Source organism: Pseudomonas sp. H1_D05, from assembly GCF_054682705.1.
Genome location: NZ_CP162825.1, coordinates 1,358,638 through 1,385,624 on the forward strand (window position 1 = coordinate 1,358,638; position 26,987 = coordinate 1,385,624).

Annotated in this window: 25 protein-coding genes and 1 pseudogene; 13 read left to right on the plus strand and 13 right to left on the minus strand. The window is 58.8% G+C overall.

Annotated elements, in window-relative coordinates; all coding sequences use genetic code 11:
- Window positions 1–2 precede the first annotated feature (2 nt).
- The 3 genes from dbpA to yccS all read left to right on the plus strand — a co-directional run bounded on the left by dbpA (window position 3) and on the right by yccS (window position 5,121).
- Window positions 3–1,388: an ATP-dependent RNA helicase DbpA gene (gene dbpA / locus AB4O11_RS06200; RefSeq protein WP_093429879.1), complete on the plus strand. Its 1,386-nt coding sequence runs from the start codon at window positions 3–5 to the stop codon at window positions 1,386–1,388.
- 131 nt (window positions 1,389–1,519) lie between these two features.
- A complete protein-coding gene (locus tag AB4O11_RS06205; RefSeq protein ID WP_077574845.1) occupies window positions 1,520–2,698 on the plus strand; it encodes a BaiN/RdsA family NAD(P)/FAD-dependent oxidoreductase in 1,179 nt (392 codons plus the stop codon).
- A gap of 230 nt (window positions 2,699–2,928) precedes the next feature.
- On the plus strand, window positions 2,929–5,121 hold the full coding sequence (gene yccS, locus AB4O11_RS06210; protein WP_460130348.1) for a YccS family putative transporter: 2,193 nt from the start codon (window positions 2,929–2,931) through the stop codon (window positions 5,119–5,121).
- Window positions 5,122–5,242: 121 nt separating this feature from the next.
- On the opposite strand, the gene AB4O11_RS06215 is transcribed toward yccS, so the two are convergent.
- A complete protein-coding gene (locus AB4O11_RS06215) occupies window positions 5,243–5,980 on the minus strand; it encodes a substrate-binding periplasmic protein (protein ID WP_099757391.1) in 738 nt (245 codons plus the stop codon).
- Window positions 5,981–6,235: 255 nt separating this feature from the next.
- On the opposite strand from AB4O11_RS06215, the gene AB4O11_RS06220 reads away from it, so the two are divergent.
- Entirely contained in the window at window positions 6,236–6,688 is a 453-nt protein-coding gene (locus AB4O11_RS06220; RefSeq protein ID WP_102900062.1) for a GNAT family N-acetyltransferase, read from the plus strand.
- Window positions 6,689–6,874: 186 nt separating this feature from the next.
- On the opposite strand, the gene AB4O11_RS06225 is transcribed toward AB4O11_RS06220, so the two are convergent.
- The 3 genes from AB4O11_RS06225 to AB4O11_RS06235 are packed head-to-tail and all read right to left on the minus strand — an operon-like array spanning window position 6,875 to window position 9,857.
- Window positions 6,875–7,171: a winged helix-turn-helix domain-containing protein gene (locus tag AB4O11_RS06225; RefSeq protein ID WP_093429875.1), complete on the minus strand. Its 297-nt coding sequence runs from the start codon at window positions 7,169–7,171 to the stop codon at window positions 6,875–6,877.
- A gap of 24 nt (window positions 7,172–7,195) precedes the next feature.
- A complete protein-coding gene (locus tag AB4O11_RS06230; RefSeq protein WP_099757394.1) occupies window positions 7,196–7,690 on the minus strand; it encodes a M48 metallopeptidase family protein in 495 nt (164 codons plus the stop codon).
- 43 nt (window positions 7,691–7,733) lie between these two features.
- Window positions 7,734–9,857, minus strand: a complete 2,124-nt coding sequence (locus AB4O11_RS06235) for a putative bifunctional diguanylate cyclase/phosphodiesterase (RefSeq protein WP_320336211.1) — start codon at window positions 9,855–9,857, stop codon at window positions 7,734–7,736.
- A 321-nt stretch (window positions 9,858–10,178) separates the two neighbouring features.
- On the opposite strand from AB4O11_RS06235, the gene AB4O11_RS06240 reads away from it, so the two are divergent.
- The 4 genes and pseudogenes from AB4O11_RS06240 to AB4O11_RS06255 form a co-directional block, all read left to right on the plus strand.
- A complete protein-coding gene (locus tag AB4O11_RS06240) occupies window positions 10,179–10,847 on the plus strand; it encodes a polysaccharide lyase family 7 protein (RefSeq protein WP_320336210.1) in 669 nt (222 codons plus the stop codon).
- Between the two features lie 457 nt (window positions 10,848–11,304).
- Window positions 11,305–11,667, plus strand: a complete 363-nt coding sequence (locus tag AB4O11_RS06245; RefSeq protein ID WP_460130349.1) for a DUF6124 family protein — start codon at window positions 11,305–11,307, stop codon at window positions 11,665–11,667.
- A gap of 101 nt (window positions 11,668–11,768) precedes the next feature.
- On the plus strand, window positions 11,769–12,020 hold the full coding sequence (locus AB4O11_RS06250; RefSeq protein WP_007913766.1) for a helix-turn-helix domain-containing protein: 252 nt from the start codon (window positions 11,769–11,771) through the stop codon (window positions 12,018–12,020).
- Window positions 12,017–12,136: pseudogene (locus tag AB4O11_RS06255) on the plus strand (type II toxin-antitoxin system HipA family toxin); the annotation flags it as partial. The gene AB4O11_RS06250 and the pseudogene AB4O11_RS06255, both read left to right, overlap by 4 nt.
- Window positions 12,137–12,239: 103 nt before the next feature.
- Here AB4O11_RS06255 and AB4O11_RS06260 read toward each other — a convergent pair.
- The 8 genes from AB4O11_RS06260 to tkt all read right to left on the minus strand — a co-directional run bounded on the left by AB4O11_RS06260 (window position 12,240) and on the right by tkt (window position 20,275).
- Complete coding sequence (locus tag AB4O11_RS06260; RefSeq protein WP_460130350.1) at window positions 12,240–13,514, minus strand: type II toxin-antitoxin system HipA family toxin; 1,275 nt, start codon at window positions 13,512–13,514, stop codon at window positions 12,240–12,242.
- Complete coding sequence (locus AB4O11_RS06265; RefSeq protein ID WP_460130351.1) at window positions 13,507–13,770, minus strand: helix-turn-helix transcriptional regulator; 264 nt, start codon at window positions 13,768–13,770, stop codon at window positions 13,507–13,509. Before AB4O11_RS06265 ends, AB4O11_RS06260 begins: the two co-directional genes overlap by 8 nt.
- Window positions 13,771–13,916: 146 nt before the next feature.
- Window positions 13,917–14,981: a class II fructose-bisphosphate aldolase gene (gene fba / locus AB4O11_RS06270; RefSeq protein WP_008081027.1), complete on the minus strand. Its 1,065-nt coding sequence runs from the start codon at window positions 14,979–14,981 to the stop codon at window positions 13,917–13,919.
- 271 nt (window positions 14,982–15,252) lie between these two features.
- On the minus strand, window positions 15,253–15,585 hold the full coding sequence (locus AB4O11_RS06275) for an MliC family protein (RefSeq protein WP_016987235.1): 333 nt from the start codon (window positions 15,583–15,585) through the stop codon (window positions 15,253–15,255).
- Window positions 15,586–15,642: 57 nt separating this feature from the next.
- Window positions 15,643–15,864, minus strand: coding sequence for a hypothetical protein (locus tag AB4O11_RS06280; RefSeq protein ID WP_460130352.1), 222 nt, complete (start codon window positions 15,862–15,864; stop codon window positions 15,643–15,645).
- 34 nt (window positions 15,865–15,898) lie between these two features.
- Window positions 15,899–17,062, minus strand: a complete 1,164-nt coding sequence (locus AB4O11_RS06285; protein WP_007913753.1) for a phosphoglycerate kinase — start codon at window positions 17,060–17,062, stop codon at window positions 15,899–15,901.
- 12 nt (window positions 17,063–17,074) lie between these two features.
- Window positions 17,075–18,127: an erythrose-4-phosphate dehydrogenase gene (epd, locus tag AB4O11_RS06290; protein WP_064388120.1), complete on the minus strand. Its 1,053-nt coding sequence runs from the start codon at window positions 18,125–18,127 to the stop codon at window positions 17,075–17,077.
- A 150-nt stretch (window positions 18,128–18,277) separates the two neighbouring features.
- On the minus strand, window positions 18,278–20,275 hold the full coding sequence (tkt, locus tag AB4O11_RS06295) for a transketolase (RefSeq protein WP_093429867.1): 1,998 nt from the start codon (window positions 20,273–20,275) through the stop codon (window positions 18,278–18,280).
- Window positions 20,276–20,534: 259 nt separating this feature from the next.
- On the opposite strand from tkt, the gene AB4O11_RS06300 reads away from it, so the two are divergent.
- The 4 genes from AB4O11_RS06300 to AB4O11_RS06315 all read left to right on the plus strand — a co-directional run bounded on the left by AB4O11_RS06300 (window position 20,535) and on the right by AB4O11_RS06315 (window position 25,141).
- Window positions 20,535–21,530, plus strand: a complete 996-nt coding sequence (locus tag AB4O11_RS06300) for an ArsR/SmtB family transcription factor (protein WP_093429866.1) — start codon at window positions 20,535–20,537, stop codon at window positions 21,528–21,530.
- Window positions 21,531–21,548: 18 nt separating this feature from the next.
- The gene (gene metK, locus AB4O11_RS06305) at window positions 21,549–22,739 is read left to right on the plus strand and encodes a methionine adenosyltransferase (RefSeq protein WP_093429865.1); all 1,191 of its coding nucleotides are present in this window, start codon (window positions 21,549–21,551) and stop codon (window positions 22,737–22,739) included.
- 232 nt (window positions 22,740–22,971) lie between these two features.
- Window positions 22,972–24,648 carry an NAD-dependent DNA ligase LigB gene (gene ligB / locus AB4O11_RS06310; protein WP_460130353.1) on the plus strand — a complete coding sequence of 559 codons (1,677 nt, stop codon included), beginning with the start codon at window positions 22,972–22,974 and terminating at the stop codon, window positions 24,646–24,648.
- Window positions 24,649–24,745: 97 nt separating this feature from the next.
- On the plus strand, window positions 24,746–25,141 hold the full coding sequence (locus AB4O11_RS06315; protein WP_460130354.1) for a DUF1090 domain-containing protein: 396 nt from the start codon (window positions 24,746–24,748) through the stop codon (window positions 25,139–25,141).
- Window positions 25,142–25,215: 74 nt separating this feature from the next.
- Here the strand turns inward: AB4O11_RS06315 and AB4O11_RS06320 are convergent, their stop codons facing one another.
- Window positions 25,216–25,665: a c-type cytochrome gene (locus AB4O11_RS06320; RefSeq protein WP_093429862.1), complete on the minus strand. Its 450-nt coding sequence runs from the start codon at window positions 25,663–25,665 to the stop codon at window positions 25,216–25,218.
- A gap of 128 nt (window positions 25,666–25,793) precedes the next feature.
- On the opposite strand from AB4O11_RS06320, the gene mltA reads away from it, so the two are divergent.
- Window positions 25,794–26,972 (plus strand): murein transglycosylase A, encoded by a 1,179-nt coding sequence (gene mltA, locus AB4O11_RS06325; protein WP_460130355.1) that lies wholly within the window; start codon window positions 25,794–25,796, stop codon window positions 26,970–26,972.
- The last annotated feature ends 15 nt before the right edge of the window (window positions 26,973–26,987 follow it).

Genomic DNA, 26,987 nt, shown 5'->3' on the forward strand with positions numbered 1-26,987 from the left:
CCGTGACCACCATCGCCACCGCTTTTAATACTCTGCCGCTGTCCGCCGCCATGCTGGCTAACCTCGAATCCCTCGGTTATGCCCAGATGACGCCGATCCAGGCGCAGAGCTTGCCGGTGATCCTCAAGGGGATGGACCTGATCGCTCAGGCCAAGACCGGCAGCGGCAAGACCGCCGCGTTCGGCATCGGCCTGCTCAACCCGATCAACCCGCGCTACTTCGGTTGCCAGGCACTGGTGATCTGCCCGACGCGCGAGCTGGCCGACCAGGTTGCCAAGGAAGTCCGTCGTCTGGCCCGTGCCGAAGACAACATCAAAGTCCTGACCCTGTGCGGCGGCGTGTCGTTCGGCCCGCAAATCGCTTCGCTGGAGCACGGCGCGCACATCATCGTCGGCACCCCGGGGCGTATTCAGCAGCACCTGCGCAAGGGTTCGCTGGTCCTCGACGGCCTGAACACTTTGATCCTCGACGAAGCCGACCGCATGCTCGACATGGGCTTCTACGACGCCATCGAAGACATCATCGTCAAAACCCCGGAGCGCCGTCAGACCCTGCTGTTCTCTGCGACTTACCCGGTGGGCATCAAGCAACTGGCGTCGAAGTTCATGCGTGATCCGCAAACGGTGAAAGCCGAAGCGTTCCACGATGACACGCAGATCGAGCAGCGTTTCTACGAGATTTCCCCGGAAGATCGTATGAGCGTGGTGACCAAAGTCCTGCACCACTTCCGTCCGGCGTCCTGCGTGGCGTTCTGCTTCACCAAGCAGCAAGTGCAGGAAACCGTCGATCACCTGACCGCCAAAGGCATTTCCGCCGTCGGCCTGCATGGCGATCTGGAACAGCGTGACCGCGATCAGGTGCTGGCGATGTTCGCCAACCGCAGTACCTCGGTACTGGTTGCCACCGACGTCGCCGCCCGTGGTCTGGACATCGATGCACTGGACATGGTGATCAACGTCGAACTCGCCCGCGATTCGGAAATCCACATTCACCGCGTTGGCCGTACCGGTCGTGCTGGCGAAAAAGGCATCGCGATCAGCCTGGTTGCTCCGGGCGAAGCGCACCGCGCGCAAGCCATCGAACAACTGCAGAAATCACCGCTGAACTGGGATCAGGTCGATAACCTCAAGTCCCAGGGCCTCGCCCCGCTGCAACCGCCGATGACCACCCTGTGCATCGGTGCTGGCCGTAAAGACAAAGTGCGTCCGGGCGACATTCTGGGTGCACTGACTGGCGATGCCGGCATTCCCGGTGCACAGGTTGGCAAGATCGCGATTTTTGACTTCCAGGCCTATGTGGCTGTTGACCGCACCGTGGCCATGCAGGCCTTGCAGCGTCTGAACGACGGCAAGATCAAAGGCCGTTCGCTGCGCGTCCGCATCCTCTGACCTGATCGTTCCCACGCTCTGCGTGGGAATGCATCCCGTGACGCTCCGCGTCACATAACAACGGACGCAGAGCGTCCATGGCGGCGTTCCCACGCAGAGCGTGGGAACGATCATTGTGTGAGGACACCGTTTTGCGCTCTACCGAAGTCGTGATCATTGGCGCAGGCGCCGCTGGGTTGATGTGTGCACTGACCGCCGCCGGGCGTGGGCGTCAGGTGTTGCTGCTCGACCACGCGAACAAGGCCGGCAAGAAAATCCTGATGTCGGGCGGTGGCCGCTGCAATTTCACCAACATGTACACCGAGCCGAGCAATTTCCTCTCGCAGAACCCACACTTCTGCAAATCCGCGCTGGCGCGCTATACCCAGTGGGATTTCATCGGCATGGTCGGCAAACACGCCGTGCCGTACCACGAGAAGAAACTCGGCCAGTTGTTCTGCGATAACAAATCCAGCGACATCCTCGAAATGCTCCTGACCGAGTGCGATCAGGTCGGTGTCGAGCTGCATCTGGACACCTCGATCCAGACCATCGAGAAGATCGAAAGCGGTTACCTGCTCGACACCACACTGGGCCAGATCCAGTGCCAGTCGCTGGTGATCGCCACCGGCGGTCTGTCGATCCCGACGCTGGGCGCTACCGGTTTCGGTTATCAAGTGGCCAAACAGTTCGGCCATGAACTGCTGCCGACCCGCGCCGGTCTGGTGCCGTTCACCATCACCGATCAACTCAAGGAACTGTGCACCGAGCTGTCCGGCACTTCGGTGGATTGTCTGGTCAGCTGCAACGATCAGAGCTTTCGCGAGAACATCCTCTTCACTCACCGTGGCCTCAGCGGCCCGGCGATTTTGCAGATTTCCTCGTTCTGGGAATCCGGCGACACGGTTGAGATCAACCTGCTGCCGGATCACGACGCGGCGAGCTGGTTGCAGCAGCAAGTGGCCGAGCGTCCGAACAGTGAATTGAAAACTCTGCTGGGTGAGATTTTCACCAAGAAGATGGCCAATCTGCTGGCGGACAACTGGTTCGTGTCCAAACCGATGAAGCAATACACCCACGCGGAACTGGCGGAAATTGCCGAGAAGCTCGGCAGCTGGAAAGTCGTGCCAGCGGGGACTGAGGGTTATCGCACGGCCGAAGTGACCCTTGGCGGTGTCGACACTCGCGAAGTCTCCTCCAAGACCATGGAATCGCTGAAAAGCCCCGGCCTGTATTTCATCGGTGAAGTCCTAGACGTCACTGGCCACTTGGGCGGTTTCAACTTCCAGTGGGCCTGGGCCTCGGGCTACGCCGCCGCGCAGTACGCCTGATTCAAGGCCAAATACAAAAACCTGTAGGAGTGAGCCTGCTCGCGATAGCGGTGAATCAGTCGATGAATGCATTGGCTGACACACCGCTATCGCGAGCAGGCTCACTCCTACAGTTGTTATGTGTGATGCAGTAAGGAACACTTTTTGCTGTCAGATGTGATCGGCGCCATTGCGTCGGCGTCATTACTGGCTCAATTTAGCGGCATCGCCTCGGAAGGCCTTCGCACTTCATGTCCTCGACCTCGTTTCGTCAGTCTTTGCGGCGCCTGTGGGCGCTGGATAAATTCAGCTACAGCGTGCGGGTGTTCATCGCCCTGACCGGCAGCATGGCACTGTGTTGGTATCAGGATGAAATGGGCCTGCTGATCCCGTTATTCCTGGGGATTATCGCCAGCGCCCTGGCCGAAACCGACGACAGTTGGCAGGGCCGCCTCAACGCCCTCGCCGTGACGCTGGTGTGTTTCAGCATCGCCGCGCTGTCGGTCGAATTACTCTTCCCCTACCCCATCGTGTTTGCCATTGCTTTGGCGCTGGCCAGTTTCGGCCTGACCATGCTCGGTGCGCTCGGCGAGCGCTATGGCGCGATTGCTTCGGCGACGCTGATTCTGTCGGTATACACGATGATCGGCGTTGATCAGCGCGGCGGTGCGGTCACCGATTTCTGGCACGAACCGATGCTGCTGGTCGCCGGTGCCGCATGGTACGGCTTGCTCTCGGTGGTGTGGCAGGCGCTGTTTTCCAACCAGCCAGTGCAGCAGAGTCTGGCGCGGCTGTTCCGCGAACTGGGATTTTACCTGAAGCTGAAATCGTCGCTGTTCGAGCCGATCCGGCAGATGGACGTCGAAGCCCGGCGGCTGGAACTGGCCCAGCAAAACGGTCGCGTGGTGGCGGCGCTGAACAGTGCCAAGGAAATCATCCTGCACCGCGTCGGCAATGGCCGCCCCGGATCGAAAGTCAGCCGTTACCTGAAACTGTACTTCCTCGCTCAGGACATCCACGAACGCGCGAGTTCTTCGCACTATCCGTACAACGCACTGGCCGAAGCGTTCTTCCACAGCGACGTGCTGTTCCGCTGCCAACGCCTGTTGCGCCAGCAAGGCAAGGCCTGCCGCGCTCTGGCCGAATCGATCCAGATGCGTCAGCCTTTTATTTATGACGCGAGTTTCGCCGAAGCGCTGGGCGACCTCGACGCCTCCCTTGAACACCTGCGCATCCAGAGCAATCCGGCCTGGCGCGGATTGCTGCGCTCACTGCGCGCCCTGGCGGCCAACCTCGGCACCCTCGACCGTTTGCTCAGCGACGCGAGCAACCCCGACGCCTTGGCCGATGCGACTGACAGCAGCCTGCTCGACCGCTCGCCGCGCAACCTCAAAGACGTCTGGGTGCGCCTGCGCACGCAACTGACGCCGACGTCTCTGCTGTTCCGGCATGCCCTGCGCCTGCCATTGGCGCTGAGTATCGGTTACGGCATGGTGCATTTGATTCACCCGTCGCAGGGTTACTGGATCATCCTCACCACGCTGTTCGTCTGCCAGCCGAACTACGGCGCGACGCGGCGCAAACTCGGTCAGCGGATTTTCGGCACCGCCATCGGCCTGACCGTGGCGTGGGCATTGTTCGATCTGTTCCCGAGTCCGTTGGTGCAGTCGTGCTTTGCCATCGCTGCCGGCGTGGTGTTCTTTACCAACCGCACCACCCGCTACACCCTGGCGACAGCGGCGATCACCATCATGGTGTTGTTCTGCTTCAACCAGGTCGGTGACGGTTACGGACTGTTCCTGCCACGGTTGTTCGATACCTTGCTCGGCAGCCTGATTGCCGGCCTGACGGTGTTCCTGTTCCTGCCGGACTGGCAGGGCCGACGCCTGAACAAAGTGCTGGCCAACACTCTGACCTGCAACAGCATCTACCTGCGCCAGATCATGCAGCAATACGCCGCCGGCAAGAGCGACGATCTCGCCTATCGGCTGGCCCGCCGCAACGCGCACAACGCCGATGCGGCGCTGTCGACAACGCTGGCGAACATGCTCATGGAGCCGGGGCATTTCCGTAAGGAAGCCGATGTCGGTTTCCGCTTTCTGGTGCTGTCGCACACGTTGTTGAGTTATCTGTCAGGGCTGGGTGCACACCGCGAGACGCAGTTGCCGGCGGATGTGCGCGAGCATTTGATTGATGGCGCCGGGGTGAAACTGGCAACGAGTATTGATGAAATTGCCCAAGGGCTGGCCAACAAGCAGCCGGTGGCGATTCAGAGTGACGAGGAAGAAGCGCTGGCCAATGAGCTGGAGCAGATGGCCGATGAGATCGATGAGGGGCAGCGTTTGGTGCAGACGCAACTGGCGTTGATCTGCCGGCAGTTGGGGCCGTTGCGGACGTTGGCGGCACATCTCATCAAGGACACCAGTGAGGTTAGCGCTGGCTGACAAGACGCCTTCGCGAGCAAGCTCGCTCCCACATGTGTTCTGTGTCGTTCACAAATCCAATGTGGGAGCGAGCTTGCTCGCGAAGAGGCCATCAGCCACACAAAAAATTCTGGATCAGCCCTCACATGCCATGCTGGCGAAGCAACTTGTCATAACTCCCATCCGCCTTCATCGCCGCAATCGCCTTATCAAACCCCGCGACAATCTGCTCATGCTGCGGATTCTTCAGGCTCACCAATATATGCAGGCTGTTCTCACTCAACGGCTTGGGTAAAAACTCCACCGAATTGCGCACCTTGGCGGATTCCCGCGCCAGGTAATACTTCGCCACATACTCATCTTCCAGCGTCAGCTTGACCCGATCCGCCGCGAGCATGCGCACGGCCATGGCGAAGTTGTGCACAGGGACTTTCTGCAACGCCGTGTCGGCATCGAACGGCGCCGAATAGGCGTAGCCGCGCACCACCGCAATCGGATAGGTGTGCAGTTGCTGCAGATTGGAATAGTCGAGTGGCGTGTCTTTGCGCTTGAGAAAGCGGATGCGGTTGAGCAGGTATTCCCCGGAAAATTGCCCGAGCTTGGTCCGCTCGTCGTTGTACCAGGCGTTGACCAGCACATCGTAACGGCCCTCCCCCACGCCAAGCAGCGCCCGTGCCCACGGCACCTGCTCGTAACCGCTGGCGTAACCGGCTCTGGACAGCGCGGTGCTGACAATGTCGGTGGCCAGGCCGCCGTTGACCAGCGTGTCGTCGGTAAAGGGTGGCCAGATATCAAACACCAGCCGCAGCTTATCCGCTGCAGCGGTCTGAGCCAGCAAGAGCAATCCGATCAAAGCAAAGGCTCGATGCAAACGCGGCATGCTTGAAAATCCTTAGCGGGCAAGTTGCCCAGCATGTTTTCAGCCAAAACCCCAAGGCCCCTTACCGGCAAAACCCAGGCCCTAACATTAGCTCATTGCAGCCAATGCACAGGGCTCTCCAGCAGATTACACAAAGTCACCGAGGCTGCGAGAAAGGAATGATGGCATTTTGACCTTTGTCACAGACTCTTACGCCATACAGACATCTTTGCCACAGGCGCTTAGTATCGGGCGACACGTTCAAGGAATCGGCAAATGACAATCGAATGGGTCTGCAAACATCACAGTGATCTGGGCAAGGAACAGCTATACGCGCTGTTGAAGCTGCGCTCGGACGTGTTCGTCGTCGAGCAGAAATGCGCCTATCCGGACCTCGATGGCCAGGATCTGGAAGGCGACACCTACCATCTGATGGGGTGGGAGGATGACCAGTTGATGGCGTACCTGCGCCTGCTGGATCCGGAATCCCAGGGGGGTGACGTGGTGATCGGCCGCGTGATTACCGCACCGCAGGGGCGCGGCAAAGGGCTAGGGCATGAAATGATGGAGCAAGCACTGAAACAGGCCGAGAAGCATTGGCCGCAGGTGCCGATCTATCTGTCGGCGCAGGCGCATTTGCAGGGGTATTACGGTCGGTACGGGTTTGTTGTGGCGGGTGAAGAGTATCTGGAGGATGACATTCCACACATTGGGATGCGTCGTTCCTGAAGAGCCCCTCACCCTAGCCCTCTCCCGGAGGGAGAGGGGACTGACCTTATTGTCTTGCGGCAGACATCGACCTGAAAAGCCGAGTCGATTATGGATTCAGAGGAATTCGCTCAAGTCGGCGTACTTCTCCAATATCCCCCAATCGGCTCCCTCTCCCTCTGGGAGAGGGCTGGGGTGAGGGGCTTTTCAGGGATATCCCAGAACTGCCTTGATCTGCCGCAAATTACGCTCGATCCACCCACGATCAATCGCCCCCCACTCACGAATCCGATAGCGCCCGGCGTGATTACGCGCGCCCTCTTCCTGCTCAAATTCACAGACGATATCCAGATCCGCCAACGCGGCAATCGTGTCCTGCGCCGTGCGCCGGGGCATGCCGGTCACTTCGGTCAGCGTCGGCACACTCGGCGCCAGACCGCTGTCGATCAGGTACGCCACATACAAGCGGCGGTAGAAACTGCTTTTGGTCTTGCTGACGTCCATCCCCACCTTCCTGGTTGCGTACGGTTAAGCCTGCATATCGCGCCACGTCAGGTACACACGCAGATCAAACTCGACCTGGTGATACCCCGGCAGCATGTGCTCGCACAATTTATAGAACGCCTTGTTGTGATCCGACTCTTTGAAGTGCGCCAGTTCATGCACCACGATCATTTTCAGAAAGTCCGGCGCGGCGTCTTTGAACAACGAGGCGATACGAATCTCTTTCTTGGCCTTGAGCTTGCCGCCCTGCACCCGTGAAACCGTGGTGTGCAGACCCAGAGCGCGGTGGGTCAGGTCGAGGCGGTTGTCGAACAGCACCTTGTCGATGGCCGGGGCGTTGCGCAGGTACTCCTGCTTCAGGTCCAGCGCGTAGCTGTACAAAGCCTTGTCGCTCTGCACGTCGTGTCGCCCTGAATAGCGTTGATTCAGGTAATCACCCAGACGCCCTTCGGCAATCAGTTGGCGCACCTGATCCTGTAATTGCGCGGGATAGGCCTGGAGGTACTTCAACACAGTCATGGACGAGCGACACGGTTCGAAAAGGTGCGCCAGTGTAGCGAATTCAACCGGGCAGCGCGCTCCAGTCAAACGGTTCGGCGAAGCTGACCGCATCCTCGGCCATCAGCGGCCGCGCGACGAGGAAACCCTGCACGTATTCGCAGCCATGGGCTTGCAGCCATTGGTATTGCTCGATGGTTTCCACCCCCTCGGCAATCACCAGCAAACCGTATTGTTTGCACAGACTGATCACCGTACTGACCAGCGAGGCGTCGCGTTTGGAGTCCGGCAACCGCGCAATAAGATGGCGATCAAGCTTGAGGGTATCCAGCTCCAGATCACGCAGATGCGCCAGCGAACACGGCCCGGAACCGAAGTCATCCAGCGCCACCCGCACGCCCAGATTGCGCAGCAACCGCAGTTGTTTGCGGGTTTCGTCGGGATTCTGCATCAGCGCTTCTTCGGTGACCTCGACCTCCAGTTGCCGAGGCTGCAAGGCATGTCGTTCCATCACCTGACGCAACTCGGTGACCAGATTCGGCAGGCTGAACTGGGTGTTGCTCAAACTCACACCGAGCACCAGATCTTCGGCAAACAGGGTTTCCCAGGCTTTGCGCTGACCGGCACCACGATGATAAATCCAGCTGCCGAGGCGGCTGATCAGCCGCGCCTCTTCCAGCAACGGCAAGAACAACCCCGGCGGCACATCGCCAACGCTCGGGTGCTGCCAGCGCAACAAGGCTTCGAAGCCACGAATCTGGCCCGTGTCGATGGCCACCTGCGGCTGATACACCAAGTTGAAATCGCGGTTCTCGATGGCGGCACGCACGCTCTCTTCGAGCATCAACCGCGAGCGCGCCCGGCCGTTCATTTCATGATCGTAGAAACGATATTGTTGGCGCCCGGCGCGCTTGGCTTCGTACATGGCGATGTCGGAGGCACGCAGCAACCCGTCAAGGTCCGAGCCGCAGTCCGGGTAAGTGGCGATGCCGATGCTGGCGCCTAGAGCGATGTCCAACCCTTCAATCTGCTGACAGATCGACACCCGTTCGATGAGTTTTTCGGCAATCTTCGCCGCTTGCTCGGGAAACTCCAGATCCAGCAGCGCGGTAAATTCATCGCCGCCCATGCGCGCAAGAATGTCGAACGGCCGCAGACATGCCTTCAATTGCTCGGAAACCCAGCGCAACACCCGATCGCCGGCATCGTGGCCTAGCGAATCGTTGACCCGTTTGAAGCCATCGAGGTCCAGATACAGCAACACCCAACTGCTGTCGCTGCGCTCGCCACGCAGCAGCAGGTTTTCAACGGTCTGGTAAAACCCGCGTCGGTTGAGCAACCCGGTCAGTGGATCGGTCACCGCTTGAAATTCCAGTTGCTGGTGCAAGTGTCGAACCACCGACATGTCCAGCACGGTCACCACCATCGCATGTTGCTCAGAAGGCAATGCTGCGCAGGACAAGGCCACCGGCACTTGCTGGCCGGGCGCGGTGCGCAGCAAGGCGTCGTGCAGCCTTAATGTTTCGCCACGCTTGTAGCTGGCATAAAACTCGGAATCGGCCCACAGCGGAATGTGCGGTTTCTGCAGGTAGTCGAGAAATTCCTTACCTTCCAGTTCCTTCACCGGGGCATTGAGCAGTCGTGAAATCGCCGGGTTGGCGAAGCGGATCAAACCGTCCTCGCCCACCACCAATATCCCTTCGGCAGCGTTATCCAGCACCGAAGCATTGAAGGCGCGCGCCAACTCCAGATCATGACTCAAGCGCTGCAACGCGCGGCGATTGCGCTGATGTTCCAGCAACGCCTGCACTTTGGGCTTGAGGATCTGCGGGTCGAACGGCTTGAACAGGTAATCCACCGCGCCACTGGCATAGCCTTTGATCACGGCGTCCTGGGATTGCTCGTTGGCAGTCAGAAAGATAATCGGCGTCAGGCGCGTGCGCTGGCTGCCACGCATCAATCGCGCAACTTCAAAGCCATCCATGCCCGGCATCTGCACATCCAGCAGCACCAGATCGACGTCGTGGGAGAGCAGAATATTGAGCGCTTCGAAACCGGAGGCTGCGGTGAGGACGTGCCAATCCTGGCGCTGCAGCAACGCGCGCATGCTGATCAGATTTTCAGGGTAATCATCAACGATCAAAAGGACAGAGCTGCCTTCACCTGGCGGGGGTTGCGCGCATTCCATGCTGCTTCTCTTGTCGGGACTTTCGGTCGGTTTCCGATAAAAACCGCACACATACTGAGCCTTCACTCTAGTACTGGATCCAGGAAAGCAGAAGCTGTCATCAGGCCATCATTTAACCAAAGCGTGAGTTTGCCGACTAACGGTCACCGCTGAAGCCCCCGGAAACCGGCAGAGATGGCATTTCGACAGGATGTTGACGTCAATCATCTGCCAAACGGGCATTAACAAAAAATCCCTCTACGCTTATAAAGGCCGCCCGAAAAGGCGCGGGCTAGAGCTTCTGGCACCCGCGTTCAGGATGAACTGAGTGGAAGAACCGACATGATCGACCTCGCAACCTGGAACCTCAGCGTTCCCGTTGGCAGCCCGCCATACACCGTCGAAACCTCAAAACTGGTGAACGGCTTCAAAGATCAGTACTTCCATTCCGACACCGGCACCTTGTTCTTCTGGTCACCGGTTACCGGGTCAAAAACCGAAAACGCCATTTATCCGCGCACCGAACTGCGCGAAACCTACAGCAACGGCAGCCTGCGCAACTGGTATTACCCGGATGCCGACAATTCATTGCGCGCGACCGTCACGGTGAACAAAGTGCCGAGCTCCGGCAAGATCGTCATCGGCCAGATTCATGCTTATGAAAGCCAGAAGCCGATGGTCAAACTTGAATATCAGTACAAGACAAAAACCGAGACCGGCAACCTGGTGATCAAGGTGCGCATGCATCCGGACGAGGATGAGAGTCGCGTCATCACGCTGGCGACCGGGATCAAACTGGATCGCGAATTCAACTACTTGATTCACCTGAGTCCTGGCGGTGCGTTGGGTGTGAGTGCGGCGGGATATCAGTGGGATTCACAGATAAGTGCGACTTGGCGGAATAAGCCGCTGTATTTCAAGGCCGGGGTTTATGTGCAGGACAACACAGGGTACACCAGTGAAGGTGGGCAGGTGACCTTCTCCAAACTCGACATTGATCACGATAAATAACCCAAACCCCACGGTAGGAGCTGCCGAAGGCTGCGATCTTTTGATCCTGTTTTTGATTCTGAAAAGACAAAATCAAAAGATCGCAGCCTTCGGCAGCTCCTACCTTTAAACAGTGCTGTTTAGATCTGTCGGCGGTTACTTCCGGATGCCTACAAGGCCTTGCGCCGTTGCCTACCACTACGCCAGAATCCGCCGGCTTGTGCGCCTGGCGGGCCATCGGTAACTTGATTCGCGTCACTGATTTCCAGTGATCGGGTTTAGTAGCCCGTGGTTTCAAGCGTTGTGCACAAGCATCTGTCAGTCAGGTATTCCCATACCTGCGCTTGATGGTAGCTGTGCGCAGGGCACCTTCGGGTGCGCCGGCTTGCTCGAAACCCCGGTCTACTAACCTGCGTACAGTTGCCTCCACTTTGATTTAGTAGCCAGAGCGGGGGCACTCCAATCAGGTTTCGAGCAAATGACAAAATCAACGCCACACCCGCCAGAAACATATCTCGCATCCCCTTACGAATCCCTCGATTCCAAAAAACTCAACGACGCCGCCGAGCGCGCCCTCGACCATTACCTCAAACCGTCCGCCTTCATCATGGCCAGCACGCACAAACCCGAGCCCATGTACCTCGCCAACCCGAAGTACAACACCGAATCCCTGCTGGCCAACGCCAGCGAAACCCTGGGTTCAGCCAGCGAAATGCTCAACAACTTCGCCGCCATGCTCGACACCTCACACCGCAAGACCGCGCTGGGCATCGCGCAAGTGGTCATGCTCGGTGAACTGGCGGTGAATCAGGCACTGGATCACGTTGAACTGAAGGAATAGTCGTCCACAAAAAAGCCCGTCTCACGACGGGCTTCTTGAGCCAAATGGATTAAATGTTCCGCATACGCTACATTGACATAAAAATGTGACGGTAGCGCAACATGGATTACTCTCTTTTGATTACCCGTCTCGGCATTCAATTACGTGAAAAACGTATAAATCGTGGCCTGACGCAGGCGCAGCTCGCCGATCTGGCGGGACTGACGCGATACAAAGTCATCGCGGTGGAGAAAGGCACCCTTTCTGTCGGCATGATCGCTTACGCGCGGGTTTTGGCTGCGTTGGACTGCGAGCTCTCGGTGGTTCCAGCAACGATGCCAACCCTTGAAGAGCTTGGAGATTTATTCGAATGAAAATATCCTCTCTTCAAGTCAGTACCCCTGAAGGTAATAGCGGGAGACTGTTCAGCGATACCGAGGATTTCACTTTCCGTTATCACGAAAATGCATCGCCACAAATGGCGATCAGCCTCTTGATGCCTGTACGGCATGACGAGTTTCGTCGGCGTGAGTTGCACCCTGTATTTCAGCCTCGCGGCGGGCTCCTGAATAGCAATAAGCGCAAAAGCGTAGCTAAACGTTGCTATCTCCCAATACGGGCTTACGCTTCAATCCCGACCCAACCGAGTCGTTCAAGGCAACTGTACGTCCGACATCCCATTCGCGTTGCATCCCCGCAAACAATTCAGCATCCACCCGGGACCGATGAGCAGTCAGTGCCTGGCTCATTGCCTCAGCTATTCGGTCGATGATCAATGCCGGCCTATCCACTGCACAGTGTTTGCGACCGAACTCAATCAGTTGCTGGCGATCCGGGTAGTCTTTGGTTTTATTCATTTTGATTGCCAGGGTACGGTCAACCAGTGACCGCCCGGACTTCGGGTTGTAGTTTTCATAGACCGTGGTGGTCGTAACATCGTAAATCGGGGCTAACTGCACGGTTTCTGGAGCCGCGGGCTGCGTGTATATCACGCCGAAGTTCTTCAGATGTGCATCGCCATTGCGCACCATCACCGAAAGGCAGACTGACGAAAAGTATCGCTCCAGCTCTCGTATCGGTTCGGCATGGCGACATACCTGGCGGATGACAGCCGCGAGGGTTTCATAGCTCTGCGAATACTTGTAATTGTCGTGAGGATCTTTGTTAAGACCCAACAGTACCGCCATGTCTTCGAAGCCGAGCCGGCCAGACGACGTCAGGTCAAACCGCTCCATGACAAATAGCTCACCGCTCTCGGAAAGCCAGAACGGTGGTGTTTCCAATCCTGCCATCCTCGCCGCCTCCAGACACAGAAACTCGTTCTGGGCCAAGTGCTCATACTCCTCGGCTCCTGATTTGACGATAAGATCGGAGCTGAGCATTGTTTTTCGGCTACCGGTGAGTTTGTCCAGGTCAGGCACCAGTACCTTGGGCTGCACTCCGGAAATACCCGACTCGAAGTAGGTTTCAACCAGAAAGTTGAAAACACCCTGAGAGGCGTCGGCAGACAGAATGTCTTGCAGACCGACCTGTGCGCGCACAGCGGTAGACGGCTCAGTCGGATTTTCATAAGTAAGGCGCCCAATCTGATTACCGCCAATGACCGATAGCAGGCGCATTTCATCGACCTGCATATGCTTGGCCATCCGGCGCTTGATCTGATCGGCCAGAAAACCTTCGGGCACATTCATATCAAATATTGGGTGCAGTACATTGCTCACTGCGGGCGTCGGGTCATAGGGCATGACCAACGAGACTTCCCGAGACGCTTCTGCCGTCTGGTAGGCAAACGAGAACTGCGAACCTTTGGATAGCTCGCCCGCGCAGCCTTGCGGCGTCATGACGTTGAGTCGTTTGACCTTATTCATCATGCTCTACCAGATCGGCGAGCGACTTGAGATCGATTCGGTTGTCGACGATTTCAAGCGCCATGCCCAACGCGGCAATCACCCGGAACACGGTATAAAAAGCGACGTTTTCACCGGCCTCAAGATCGATGATGGTCTTGCGACTGCATTTGGCCTTATGCGCCAGCATTAGCTGACTGTAGCCCTTGGCTTTTCGCAGCTGACGAATGCGTTCGGCGAACATCGCGGGATTGTTCAGAATCAAAATGTCACCCATATCGGACTTTAAGCTGATAAAAATCATTAAAGTCCACTATAGGTGACATTTCAAGTGCGGATCTCTAAGTATCGCCACCAGACATTTCACCCACAAAAAAACCCGCCTCACGGCGGGTTTCTTTTAAAGCAGTCTAACGCTCAGGCTTAGTTGACCTTCGCGTTCAACTCACCCTTCAGATAACGCTGATACATCGCTTCCAGCGAGATCGGTTTGATCTTCGAAGCATTACCCGCAGTACCAAACGCTTCATAACGAGCGATACACACGTCACGCATTGCAGTAACAGTCGCGCCGAAGAATTTACGCGGGTCGAATTCGCTCGGGTTGGTGGCCATCAGGCGACGCATTGCGCCAGTGGATGCCAGACGCAGGTCGGTGTCGATGTTGACCTTGCGCACGCCGTGCTTGATGCCTTCAACGATTTCTTCAACCGGCACGCCGTAGGTTTCTTTGATGTCGCCGCCGTACTGGTTGATGATCGCCAGCCATTCTTGTGGCACCGACGAGGAACCGTGCATCACCAGGTGGGTGTTCGGGATGCGTTTGTGGATTTCCTTGATGCGGTCGATCGCCAGAACGTCACCGGTAGGTGGCTTGGTGAACTTGTAGGCGCCGTGGCTGGTGCCGATGGCGATGGCCAGGGCATCGACTTGGGTGCGCTTGACGAAGTCAGCGGCTTCTTCCGGGTCGGTCAGCATTTGGCTGTGATCCAGAACGCCTTCGGCGCCGATGCCGTCTTCTTCACCGGCCATGCCGGTTTCCAGCGATCCCAGGCAGCCCAGCTCGCCTTCTACCGAAACGCCGCAGGCGTGCGCCATGGCCACGGTTTGTTGGGTAACGCGGACGTTGTAGTCGTAGTCGGTCGGGGTCTTGCCGTCTTCGCCCAGCGAGCCGTCCATCATCACCGAGCTGAAGCCCAGTTGAATCGAGCGCTGGCAGACGTCGGGGCTGGTGCCGTGGTCCTGGTGCATGCACACCGGGATGTGCGGGAATTCTTCGATCGCGGCGAGGATCAGGTGACGCAGAAAAGGCGCGCCGGCGTATTTGCGAGCGCCGGCCGAAGCCTGAACGATCACCGGGGAGTCAGTCTTGTCAGCGGCTTCCATGATGGCGCGCATCTGCTCAAGGTTGTTGACGTTGAAGGCTGGAACGCCGTAGCCGAATTCGGCTGCGTGGTCCAACATCTGGCGCATGCTGATAAGTGCCATTGTGTGTGTCTCTCCCGGTTGAGGGTCGTTAATCGTGCCAGCCTGCCGGAGCGGCGGCGGCTATTCAAGTGATTGCAGATCGGGGGTTGAGGCCCGGTCTGGTGATTCGATAAAGCAAAATCCTGAGAGCTACACAGAACCCCTGTGGGAGCGAGCTTGCTCGCGAATGCGGCTTGGCATTCAGCATTGATGCAAGCTGATCCACCGCTTTCGCGAGCAAGCTCGCTCCCACAGTTGGATCGGTTTCCACATTGGATCTGTGTTGTGTCAATTACTGCGCTTTGCAGCCGCGGCCGATCAGGTCATTGGTGGCGACCCAGTACACCAGGCCTTCCTCTCCCTTGACGTGAAACGCCAGCATGCCGTCGCTGTACAGCGTGCCCGAGGCGCCCGGTTCTTCTTTCAGGCGATAGACCTGATCACCGCCACCCAGTCGCACGTCGACTTCCTTCTGGCCGGCATCGGCGTAACGCCACAGCACTTTGGCCTGGCTGTCGCAGGTCCAGGTGGTCCAGTTGTCCGCCGGGGCAGACGACTGAAACAGGTTCAACTGCGCGCAACCGCCCAACAATGCCAACGCCGCAATGGCGATCAAGCCTTTCATCCGTGTTCCTCGACTGACGGCGCACGCCGCCAGCCCTGAGTTAAACAGTCAGACCCGTCAAGGACAACCATGTTCCTTGGCCGGGGTTTGCGTCTCGTATTTGTCCAAGCCGTCCGGGCCCGAGCGCTTGTTCAGCACCAGGTTGGTTTCGGCCTGCCAGTCGGCCTGATAGCAGGCCTTCTGCGACTCGCTCGGCGCCGGCGTAGCCTCGGCCTTCGGGTTACTCCCGCAGGCCGCCAGCGTACCGGTCAGCAACAACAGTGCTAACGACTTGACCATGTAAACACTCCTTTGCCTGGCCAAACGGGCGGCCTCAGGCCTTGGCCCGGCTTTCCAGGACTTCAACGGCGGGCAGCACTTTGCCTTCGACGAATTCGAGGAACGCGCCACCACCGGTGGAAATGTAGGAGATTTGCTCAGCCACGCCATATTTATCGATCGCGGCCAAGGTATCGCCACCGCCAGCAATCGAGAATGCCGAGCTTTCAGCGATGGCCTGAGCCAGCACTTTGGTGCCGTTACCGAACTGGTCGAATTCAAACACGCCGACCGGACCGTTCCACAGAATGGTTTTCGACGATTTCAGCAATTCGGCGAAGTTGGCAGCGGTTTGCGGGCCGATGTCCAGAATCATGTCGTCAGCCGCGACGTCAGCAATCAGCTTGACGGTGGCTTCTGCGGTTTCAGCGAACTCTTTGGCAACCACTACGTCAACCGGCAGTGGCACGCTGACTTTGGCAGCGATGGCGCGTGCGGTGTCGAGCAGATCCGGTTCGTACAGCGACTTGCCAACCGGGTGACCGGCCGCCGCGAGGAAAGTGTTGGCGATGCCGCCGCCGACGATCAGTTGATCGCAGATCTGGCTCAGGCTGTTCAGCACGTCGAGTTTGGTCGACACCTTGGAGCCGGCAACAATGGCAGCCATTGGCTGAGCCGGTGCGCCAAGGGCTTTGCCCAGTGCATCCAGTTCAGCGGCCAGCAGTGGACCAGCAGCCGCAACCTTGGCGAACTTGGCCACGCCGTGGGTCGAACCTTCGGCGCGGTGAGCGGTGCCGAAAGCGTCCATCACGAACACGTCGCACAGAGCAGCGTATTGCTGGGCCAGTTCGTCAGCGTTCTTTTTCTCGCCTTTGTTGAAGCGCACGTTTTCGAACAGCACGATGTCGCCGGCCTTGACGTCCACGCCGCCCAGATAATCAGCCACCAGCGGCACTTCGCGGCCCAGGGCCTTGCTCAGGTAGTCAGCGACAGGCTTGAGGCTGTTCTCGGCAGAGAATTCGCCTTCGGTCGGACGGCCAAGGTGCGAGCAGACCATCACGGCCGCGCCTTTTTCCAGGGCCAGCTTGATGGTCGGCAGCGAAGCCAGGATACGCGCATCGCTGGTGACAACACCGTCCTTGACTGGGACGTTGAGGTCTTCGCGGATCAATACGCGCTTACCTTGCAGATCGAGGTCGGACATCTTCAACACGGTCATGGGTCGCACTTCCTACGGTTTTTTTGAAGTTGCTGTTTGCAGATAGTGTTCTGCTACGTCCAGCATTCGGTTGGCAAAACCCCATTCGTTGTCGAACCAGGCCAGGATGTTCACCAGCTTAGGGCCGGAAACACGGGTCTGACTGGCATCGACGATGGCCGAATGTGGGTCATGGTTGAAATCACAACTGGCGTGCGGCAACTCGGTATAGGCGAGCAGGCCTTTGAGCGGGCCGCTGGTGGCGGCTTCGCGCAGGATCCGGTTGACCTCATTGGCGTCGGTCGCGGTGGCGGTCTGCATCGTGATGTCGAGGCAGGACACGTTGACCGTCGGCACGCGTACGGCTTTGGCCTGAATTCGCCCGGCAAGTTCCGGCAGCAGGCGCTCGATGCCGCGCGCCAGACCGGTGGACACCGGGATCACCGACTGGAACGCCGAACGGGTGCGGCGCAGGTCTTCATGGTGATAGGCGTCGATCACTGGCTGATCGTTCATCGCCGAGTGAATCGTAGTGATCGACACGTAATCGAGGCCGATCGCCTTGTCGAGCAAGCGCAACAGCGGCACGCCGCAGTTGGTGGTGCAGGAGGCGTTGGACACCAGCAGTTCGTCGCCGGTCAGGCAGTCCTGATTGACGCCATAGACGATGGTGGCGTCGACATCCGCCTCGCTGGCCATTGGCTGCGAGAACAGCACACGCGGCGCACCAGCGTCGAGAAAGCGCTGGCCGTCTTCACGAGTGTTGTAGGCACCGGAACATTCAAGCACCAGATCGACGCCCAGTGACGCCCAATCGATGCCTTCGGGGGTGGCACTGCGCAGGACCTTCACGCAGTCGCCATTAATATGCAGACAATCGCCTTCTACTCGCACCTCGCCCGGAAAACGGCCGTGAGTGGAGTCGAAGCGTGTCAGGTATTCGATGCTGGCCATGTCCGCCAGATCGTTGATCGCGACAATTTCAAACCCGGCTTTCTCGCCTCGCTCAAACAACGCACGCAAGACGCAACGACCAATGCGGCCGTAGCCGTTGAGTGCAACTTTGAAGGGACGCGGTTGAGGCATGGGGTTCTCGATTACCGTGGTGAATCAGGCAGTGCGATGTTGCCCGAACCAACGCTTTCGCGAGCAAGCTCGCTCCCACAGGGAAATGCGTTCCAATGTGGGAGCGAGCTTGTTCGCGAAGGCGTCAGCTCAGACGACATCTTTTCTGGATCAGTCTTCCAGCAGTTCTTCAGCCTGACCCAGGATGTTTTCCAGGGTAAAACCGAACTCTTCGAACAGTGCCGAAGCCGGAGCCGATTCGCCGTAAGTGGTCATGCCAATCACGCGACCTTCCAGACCCACGTACTTGAACCAGAAGTCGGCGTGTGCCGCTTCGATTGCAATACGTGCGCTGACCTGCAACGGCAGCACGGCTTGTTTGTAGCCAGCGTCCTGAGCATCGAAAACACTGGTGCACGGCATGGAGACCACACGCACCTTGCGACCTTGTTCGGTCAGCTTGTCGAACGCCTGAACAGCCAGACCGACTTCCGAACCGGTGGCGATCAGGATCAGCTCAGGCTCGCCTGCGCAGTCCTTCAGCACGTAACCGCCACGGCTGATGTCGGCAATCTGGCCGGCATCGCGTTCCTGGTGTTGCAGGTTCTGACGCGAGAAGATCAGCGCCGATGGGCCGTCCTTGCGTTCCAGCGCATTTTTCCAGGCCACTGCCGATTCAACGGCATCGGCTGGACGCCAGGTGTCGAGGTTCGGTGTGGTACGCAGGCTGGTCAGTTGCTCGATCGGCTGGTGCGTCGGGCCGTCTTCGCCCAGACCGATGGAGTCGTGGGTGTAGACGTGGATCACTTGCTTCTTCATCAGCGCGGACATGCGCACGGCGTTGCGGGCGTATTCCATGAACATCAGGAAGGTCGCGCCGTAAGGCACCAGGCCGCCGTGCAGGGTCACGCCGTTCATGATTGCGGTCATGCCGAATTCGCGCACGCCGTAGTACATGTAGTTGCCGCTGGCATCTTCAGCGCTGACGCCTTTGCAACCTTTCCACAGGGTCAGGTTGGAACCGGCCAGGTCAGCGGAGCCGCCGAGCAGTTCCGGCAGCAACGGGCCGAACGCGTTCAGGGTGTTCTGGCTGGCTTTACGGCTGGCGATGGTTTCGCCTTTGGCCGCAACTTCAGCGATGTAAGCCGAAGCTTTTTCGGAGAAATCGGCCGGCAGCTCACCGCTCAGACGACGCACCAGTTCGTTGGCTTCGGTCGGGAATGCAGCGGAGTAGGCAGCGAAACGCTGATCCCACTCGGCTTCGGCCGCGCGACCTTTTTCCTTGGCATCCCACTCGGCATAGATGTCGGCCGGGATTTCGAACGGGCCGTGGTTCCAGTTCAGCGCCTGACGGGTCAGCGCGATTTCCGCATCACCCAGTGGAGCGCCATGGCAGTCTTCTTTGCCCTGCTTGTTTGGCGAACCGAAACCGATGGTGGTCTTGCAGCAGATCAGGGTCGGCAGCGGGCTCTTGCGCGCGGTTTCGATGGCGGTCTTGATCTCTTCCGGGTCGTGACCGTCAACGTTGCGGATCACTTGCCAGTTGTAGGCTTCGAAACGCTTCGGCGTGTCATCGGTGAACCAGCCTTCGACTTCGCCGTCGATGGAGATGCCGTTGTCATCGTAGAAAGCGATCAGCTTGCCCAGACCCAGAGTGCCAGCCAAGGATGCGACTTCGTGGGAAATGCCTTCCATCATGCAGCCATCACCCAGGAACACGTAGGTGTGGTGGTCAACGATGTTGTGGTTTGGGCGGTTGAACTGCGCTGCCAGGACTTTTTCTGCCAGAGCGAAACCGACGGCGTTGGCCAGGCCCTGACCCAGCGGGCCGGTGGTGGTTTCAACGCCCGGGGTGTAACCGAATTCAGGGTGGCCCGGGGTGCGGCTGTGCAGTTGACGGAACTGCTTGAGGTCTTCGATCGACAGGTCGTAACCGGTCAGGTGCAGCAGCGAGTAGATCAACATCGAGCCATGGCCGTTGGACAGCACGAAGCGGTCACGGTCGGCGAACGATGGATTGCTCGGGTTGTGCTTGAGGTAGTCGCGCCAAAGCACTTCGGCGATATCTGCCATACCCATAGGGGCACCGGGATGGCCGCTGTTGGCTTTTTGCACGGCATCCATGCTGAGGGCACGAATGGCGTTGGCACGCTCACGACGGCTAGGCATCGCTGATCTCCTGGGTGTGAATAGATTGAAACGGAAAAAAGGAGGGCATTTTCCCTCACCGGAGCGCCTCGGGGCAATGACAGATAGTCATCCGGAGGCGTTTTTCCAATGGATAGCAGTGGTTTCGGTAGGTGAAACCTTTCCGCTGTTCGTTTGTAGAGTTAACCGTTTCGGGAGAAGTGCCATTTATCGAGCAATATCAAAACTTTTTGATATTGGCCTTGCGATGATTTGCCCCCCTCTCTAGACTGCCAGCCCTATGAACTTACGCGTGCCTTCCATTCGCCATGACGATTGCGACGAGCTGGCGGCCCTGTGCAAGGCCGGCGGCGATCCGCTGCGCCTGAATGTATTGCGCGCGCTGGCCAACGATTCGTTCGGCGTGCTGGAGCTGGCGCAGATTTTCGGCATTGGTCAGTCCGGTATGAGTCACCACCTCAAGGTGCTGGCCCAGGCTGATCTGGTGGCGACGCGCCGCGAAGGCAACGCGATCTTTTATCGCCGCGCCCTGCCCCACACCGAATTGCTCGGCGGCAAGCTGCACGCTGCATTGTTAGAAGAAGTCGACAACCTGGCACTGCCTGACGACGTGCAAGCGCGCATCGAACAGGTTCACGGCCAACGTGCCGCCGCCAGTCAGGACTTTTTCACCCGGGTGGCGGAAAAATTCCGTGCCCAGCAAGACTTGATCGCAGGCCTGCCGCAATACCGTGACAGCGTGCTGGCCCTGCTCGACAAACTGAACTTCGATGGTGCAGCCACGGCCATTGAAGTCGGCCCCGGCGATGGTGCTTTTTTGCCGGAACTGGCCCGTCGCTTCGGCACCGTAACCGCGCTGGACAACAGCCCGGCGATGCTCGAACTGGCGCGCCAGGTATGTGAACGTGAACAGCTGGCTAACGTCAGCCTGCAATTGGCCGATGCATTGAATGGCACAAGCCTTACGGCCGATTGCGTGGTGTTGAACATGGTGTTGCACCATTTCGCCGCGCCGGCCGACGCACTCAAGCATATGGCCAACCTGCTGCAACCGGGCGGTAGCCTGCTCGTGACAGAGTTATGTAGCCACAACCAGAGTTGGGCCAGGGAGGCCTGCGGTGATCTGTGGTTGGGGTTTGAACAGGACGATTTGGCCCGTTGGGCCACCGCTGCGGGACTCGTTCCCGGGGAAAGCCTCTATGTAGGCTTACGTAATGGTTTCCAGATCCAGGTCCGCCATTTTCAGCGACCGGCTGGCGACACTCACCATCGGTAAATTCAGGAAAACATCGAGATGAGCGAATACTCCCTCTTCACCTCCGAGTCCGTGTCCGAAGGACATCCGGACAAAATCGCCGACCAGATTTCCGATGCGGTGCTGGACGCCATTATTGCCCAGGACAAACACGCACGCGTTGCCGTGGAAACCCTGGTCAAGACCGGCGTGGCCATCGTTGCCGGTGAAGTGACCACCAGCGCCTGGGTCGACCTGGAGCAGATCGTTCGTGACGTCATCTGCGACATCGGCTACACCAGCTCCGAAGTCGGCTTCGACGGCGCGACGTGCGGCGTGATGAACATCATCGGCAAGCAGTCCCCAGACATCAACCAGGGTGTTGACCGTGCCAAGCCTGAAGATCAGGGCGCCGGCGACCAGGGCCTGATGTTCGGCTACGCCAGCAACGAAACCGACGTGCTGATGCCAGCGCCGATCACCTTCTCGCACCAGTTGGTGCAGCGCCAGGCCGAAGCCCGTAAATCGGGTCTGCTGCCTTGGCTGCGCCCGGACGCCAAGTCGCAAGTGACTTGCCGTTACGAAGGCGGCAAGGTTGTCGGTATCGACGCGGTTGTTCTGTCGACCCAGCACAACCCTGAAGTGTCGTACAAAGACCTGCGCGAAGGCGTGATGGAGCTGATCGTCAAGCACGTGCTGCCTGCCGAACTGCTGAGCAAAGACACCCAGTTTCACATCAACCCGACCGGCCAGTTCATCATTGGCGGCCCGGTAGGTGACTGCGGTCTGACCGGTCGCAAGATCATCGTCGACAGCTACGGCGGCATGGCCCGTCACGGCGGTGGCGCGTTCTCCGGTAAAGATCCATCGAAGGTTGACCGTTCGGCTGCCTACGCTGGCCGTTATGTTGCCAAGAACATCGTCGCGGCCGGCCTGGCCGAGCGTTGCGAGATTCAGGTTTCCTACGCGATCGGTGTGGCTCAGCCTACTTCGATCTCGCTGAACACCTTCGGCACCGGCAAGATCAGCGATGACAAGATCGTCAAACTGGTGCGTGAAGTGTTCGACCTGCGTCCATACGCAATCACCACTATGCTCGACCTGCTGCACCCGATGTACCAGGAAACTGCAGCGTACGGCCACTTCGGTCGCGCGTCAGAGACCAAGACCGTTGGCGAAGACACCTTCACCACGTTCACCTGGGAAAAAACCGACCGCGCCGACGCCCTGCGCTCTGCTGCTGGTCTGTAAGACTCCCTGGCGGTACAAAAAAGCCCCGCACGGTTCGCCCCGTGCGGGGCTTTTTCATGCCTGAAATACAGTTTTGAACTCGCCCCCCCCTGTGGGAGCGAGCTTGCTCGCGAAGGGGCCAGCCGAACCGACATCAATTTCCGGCCAGACACACCCCGCAAAACACCCCGTCTACCACGCTCCAGATTGTCTTCTAACCTTCAAGCATTCCCCCTGAGCAAGGACGCTCACCATGCTTGTCGCGCTGCGCCTGCTGTTTGTTTTCCTCGTGGCCTGTACGGCCCTCAACGCCCACGCCGATTGCCCGAAATGGCCAGCTACTCAAGCAAAAAGCGAAATCACCGCCCTGCACAAACAGATCAACCAATGGGACGACGCCTATCACCGCGAAGGCCGCTCGCTGGTTGCCGACGAACTCTACGATCAGTCACGTCTGCGCTTAAGTGAGTGGCAGCGCTGCTTCGATCTGCCACCCGCACCTGTGCCACTGCGCACCACCTCAGGTTCAATCACACACCCCATCGCCCATACCGGCCTGGATAAATTACACGAAGCAGCCGCCGTGGAAGCGTGGCTACGCGACCGCCGGAATGTCTGGGTACAACCCAAGATCGACGGCGTCGCGGTGACGCTGATTTACCGCGCAGGCGTTCTGCATCAGGCCATCAGTCGTGGTGACGGGATTCGGGGCCAGGACTGGACGCCATCAGTGCAAAAGATCGCCGCCATTCCGCAACGCCTGACGCAACCGCTGGACCTGCTGGTACAAGGCGAACTTTATTGGCGCTTGAACGAACACGTGCAAGCCAAATCCGGCAGCGTCAACGCTCGCGCCACCGTCGCCGGATTGATGGGGCGTAAATTCCTGAATACAGAACAAGCCGCCGGAATCGGATTCTTCGCCTGGGACTGGCCGCAAAGCCCCCTGGACTTGCCCAAGCGAATAACCGGATTGGCGACGCTGGGTTTCGCCACGACGGAACCTTACAGCCAACCGGTCAGCGAACTCGCAGAGGCGCAGAAATGGCGCGATCACTGGTATCGCTCACCCCTTCCCTTCGCAACCGACGGCGTGGTTCTGCGTCAGGGTCAGCGCCCACCCGCCGAACGCTGGCAGGCACGTGCTCCCTACTGGGCCATCGCTTGGAAATACCCATTCGCGCAGGTACTGGCCGAAGTCCGCAAGGTCAATTTCAAGATCGGGCGCACCGGGCGCATCACCCCGGTGATCGAGCTGAACCCGGTCAGGCTCGATGACCGAGAGATAAAACGGGTCAGCGCCAGTTCGCTAAAACGCTGGCAGGCACTGGATATTCGTCCTGGTGATCAGGTCGCCATCAGCCTCGCCGGCCTGACCATTCCCCGGCTCGACGGCGTCGTGCTGCGAACCGCCGAGCGGGCAGAGATCAACCTCCCCAACGCCGACGACTTCCATACCTTGAGTTGCTGGCAACCTACCCCTGGTTGCGAAAGCCAGTTTCTCGCCCGCTTGACCTGGCTCAGTGGCAAGCAGGGACTGGCGATGCAGCATGTCGGTCGCGGCACCTGGGAGAAACTTTTCGAAACAGGCCGCCTGAATAACCTGCTGGATTGGTTGACCCTTGATGAGCCGGAGCTTGCTAACATTGCCGGCTTTGGCGAACGCAGCAGCGCCCGCCTGATGCACAGTTTTCACAGCGCCCGCCAACGGCCCTTCGCTCAGTGGCTCAAGGCTTTGGGCTTGCCGCCAAGCGGTGAGGCACAACTCCCCGATTCATGGCAGGCGCTGGCACAACGAGACACCGAACAATGGCAGGCAGAACCCGGTATCGGCCCCGGTCGCGCAGCGCAATTGAGCGCCTTCTTCCGCGACCCGCAGGTGTTAGCCTTGAGCGATACCTTGCGGAACGCCGGCATCGACGGTTTCTGAGCACGCAATCCCGGTACCCCGGGAACCCAACCACCACCGAGGCGCTCCAACAGCGCAGTGCCGCCCCGACCCGATTGCCTTTGCACATGGAGCTTTTATGAAATTTCTCGCACCGCTCGCCATGCTGACCCTTTGTGGCGTGATGGCCGCCCCTGTCATGGCCGACGAAGACGCCCCGGGCCTGACCGGTTGCGCGGCCAAGAAGCAAGGCATCATGAACCAGATCGAACAGGCCAAGTCGCGCGGCAACGCTGATCAGCAGGCAGGCCCGGAAACTGCCCTGCGTGAGGTCACCGAACACTGCACCGACGCGGGCCTGAAGAAAGAACGCGAAAACAAGGTGCTCGACGCCAAGCACGAAGTGAGCAAGCGCCAGGCTGATCTCGACAAGGCGATGAAGAAAGGCGATCCAGAGAAGATCAACAAGCGCAAAGACAAACTCGCCGAATCGCGCAAAGAACTTCAGGACGCGCTGGACGAAATCGATAAGTAAAAATCAAAAGATCGCAGCCTGCGGCAGCTCCTTGATCAGGGCAGGAGCTGCCGCAGGCTGCGATCTTTTAAATATCAATGATCGCGAAACTGTTTATGACAAGCGCTGCAGGCATCTTCAACTTTCTGCACCGCAGGCCCGAGATTGCTGGCCTTGTACGGCTGCACCTGGCTGGCAATCACCAATTCACCGGTGGCGGCTTCAAGGTTGCGGGCCATTTCCTGAAAACGTGCCTGTTGTTTCCAGACATCGTCCTTGGCGCTGGTGTGATCTTCTTCGCGAACCTGCGGGAAGTGCTTCCACGGCTCATGGGACAACGCATCAAGCTTGACCGCGCCCTCGGCGAATTTCGGCCCGTCGAACGGAATGCGCCCACGCAACATGCCTCCCAGATCTTCACCGGTCTTGAGCATCTGTTTGAAGATCGCCTTGCGTTGGCCCAGTGGAGAATTCGGATCGACACCGCCACAGGCGGACAAGGTCAGACAGGCCAGCAATACAACAGAAATGCTTTTAAGAGTCATGGTGGCTTCAGGTCACGGAATTCGGCGGCCAGTATCCTCGCGTCACCGCCAAACACCAATAGCCCTATTAAAAATACGGGTTGCTCGAGCGCATGGAGCACTCGGTCAACCGGCACAGGAATTACTCCATGAACAGCCCTTTCAAGGCCTGGCGTCACCCGCTGATCGCATCCCTGCCTCTAGTGGCAATTCTCGCTGGCTGCACTGGCGGTGATAGCGCCAAACCAAAAACCCACGCACTGGCCACTTATTCCAGCGCCACCTGGGAAGCACTGCCGGCAGTATCCGATAGCGATCTGGTCGCCGGTTTCGGTTCGTGGCGTAGCGCCTGCACCCGACTCAAAGCTGATGCCGTATGGGGCTCCACCTGCGCCGCTGCGGCCAACGTGCCACAAAGTGCTGGCGAGATTCGCGCCTTCCTTAAGCAAAACCTCGACGTTTACGGCCTGCGCGCTGAAAACGACAACCCGAACGGTTTGATCACCGGTTACTACGAACCGGTCTACCCCGGCAGCCTGACTCCCACCGACACGGCCAATGTGCCGGTGTACGGCGTGCCCGAAGACATGATCATTGTCTCGCTGGACAGCATTTACCCGGAGCTGAAAGGCAAACGCCTGCGCGGCCGCCTCGAAGGTCGCGTGCTCAAGCCTTACGACGATGCCGCCACCATTGAATCCAAAGGTGTAAAAGCTCCGGTGGTTGCCTACCTGACCGACCCGATGAATCTGCAATTCCTGCAGATCCAGGGTTCCGGGCGAATTCAGACCGAGGACGGCAAACAGTTGCGCATCGCTTACGCCGATCAGAACGGCCATCCGTATCGCCCAATCGGGCGCTGGCTGGTCGAGCAAGGCGAGCTGAAGAAAGAAGACGTGACCATGAGCGCGATCAGCAACTGGGCCAAGGCCAATCCTTCGCGCATTCCGGAACTGCTGGGCAGCAACCCGAGCTACGTGTTCTTCACGCGCAACCCGGACAGCAACGAAGGCCCGCGCGGTTCGCTGAACGTGCCGTTGACTGCCGGTTATAGCGCGGCAGTGGATCGCAAGGTGATTCCGTTGGGCAGCCTGCTGTGGCTGTCGACGACAAAACCGGATGGCACGGCACTGGTTCGCCCGGTGGCGGCACAGGATACCGGCGGCGCGATTGCCGGCGAGGTGCGTGCGGATCTGTTCTGGGGCACCGGTGATGCGGCCGGGCAACTGGCCGGAGACATGAAACAGCAGGGGCAGATCTGGATGCTTTGGCCCAAAGGCGCAGCGCTGCCGCAAGTGCCGCAGGTGGCTGATACAGAGAAGAAGTAACCCTTGGAATCTGCT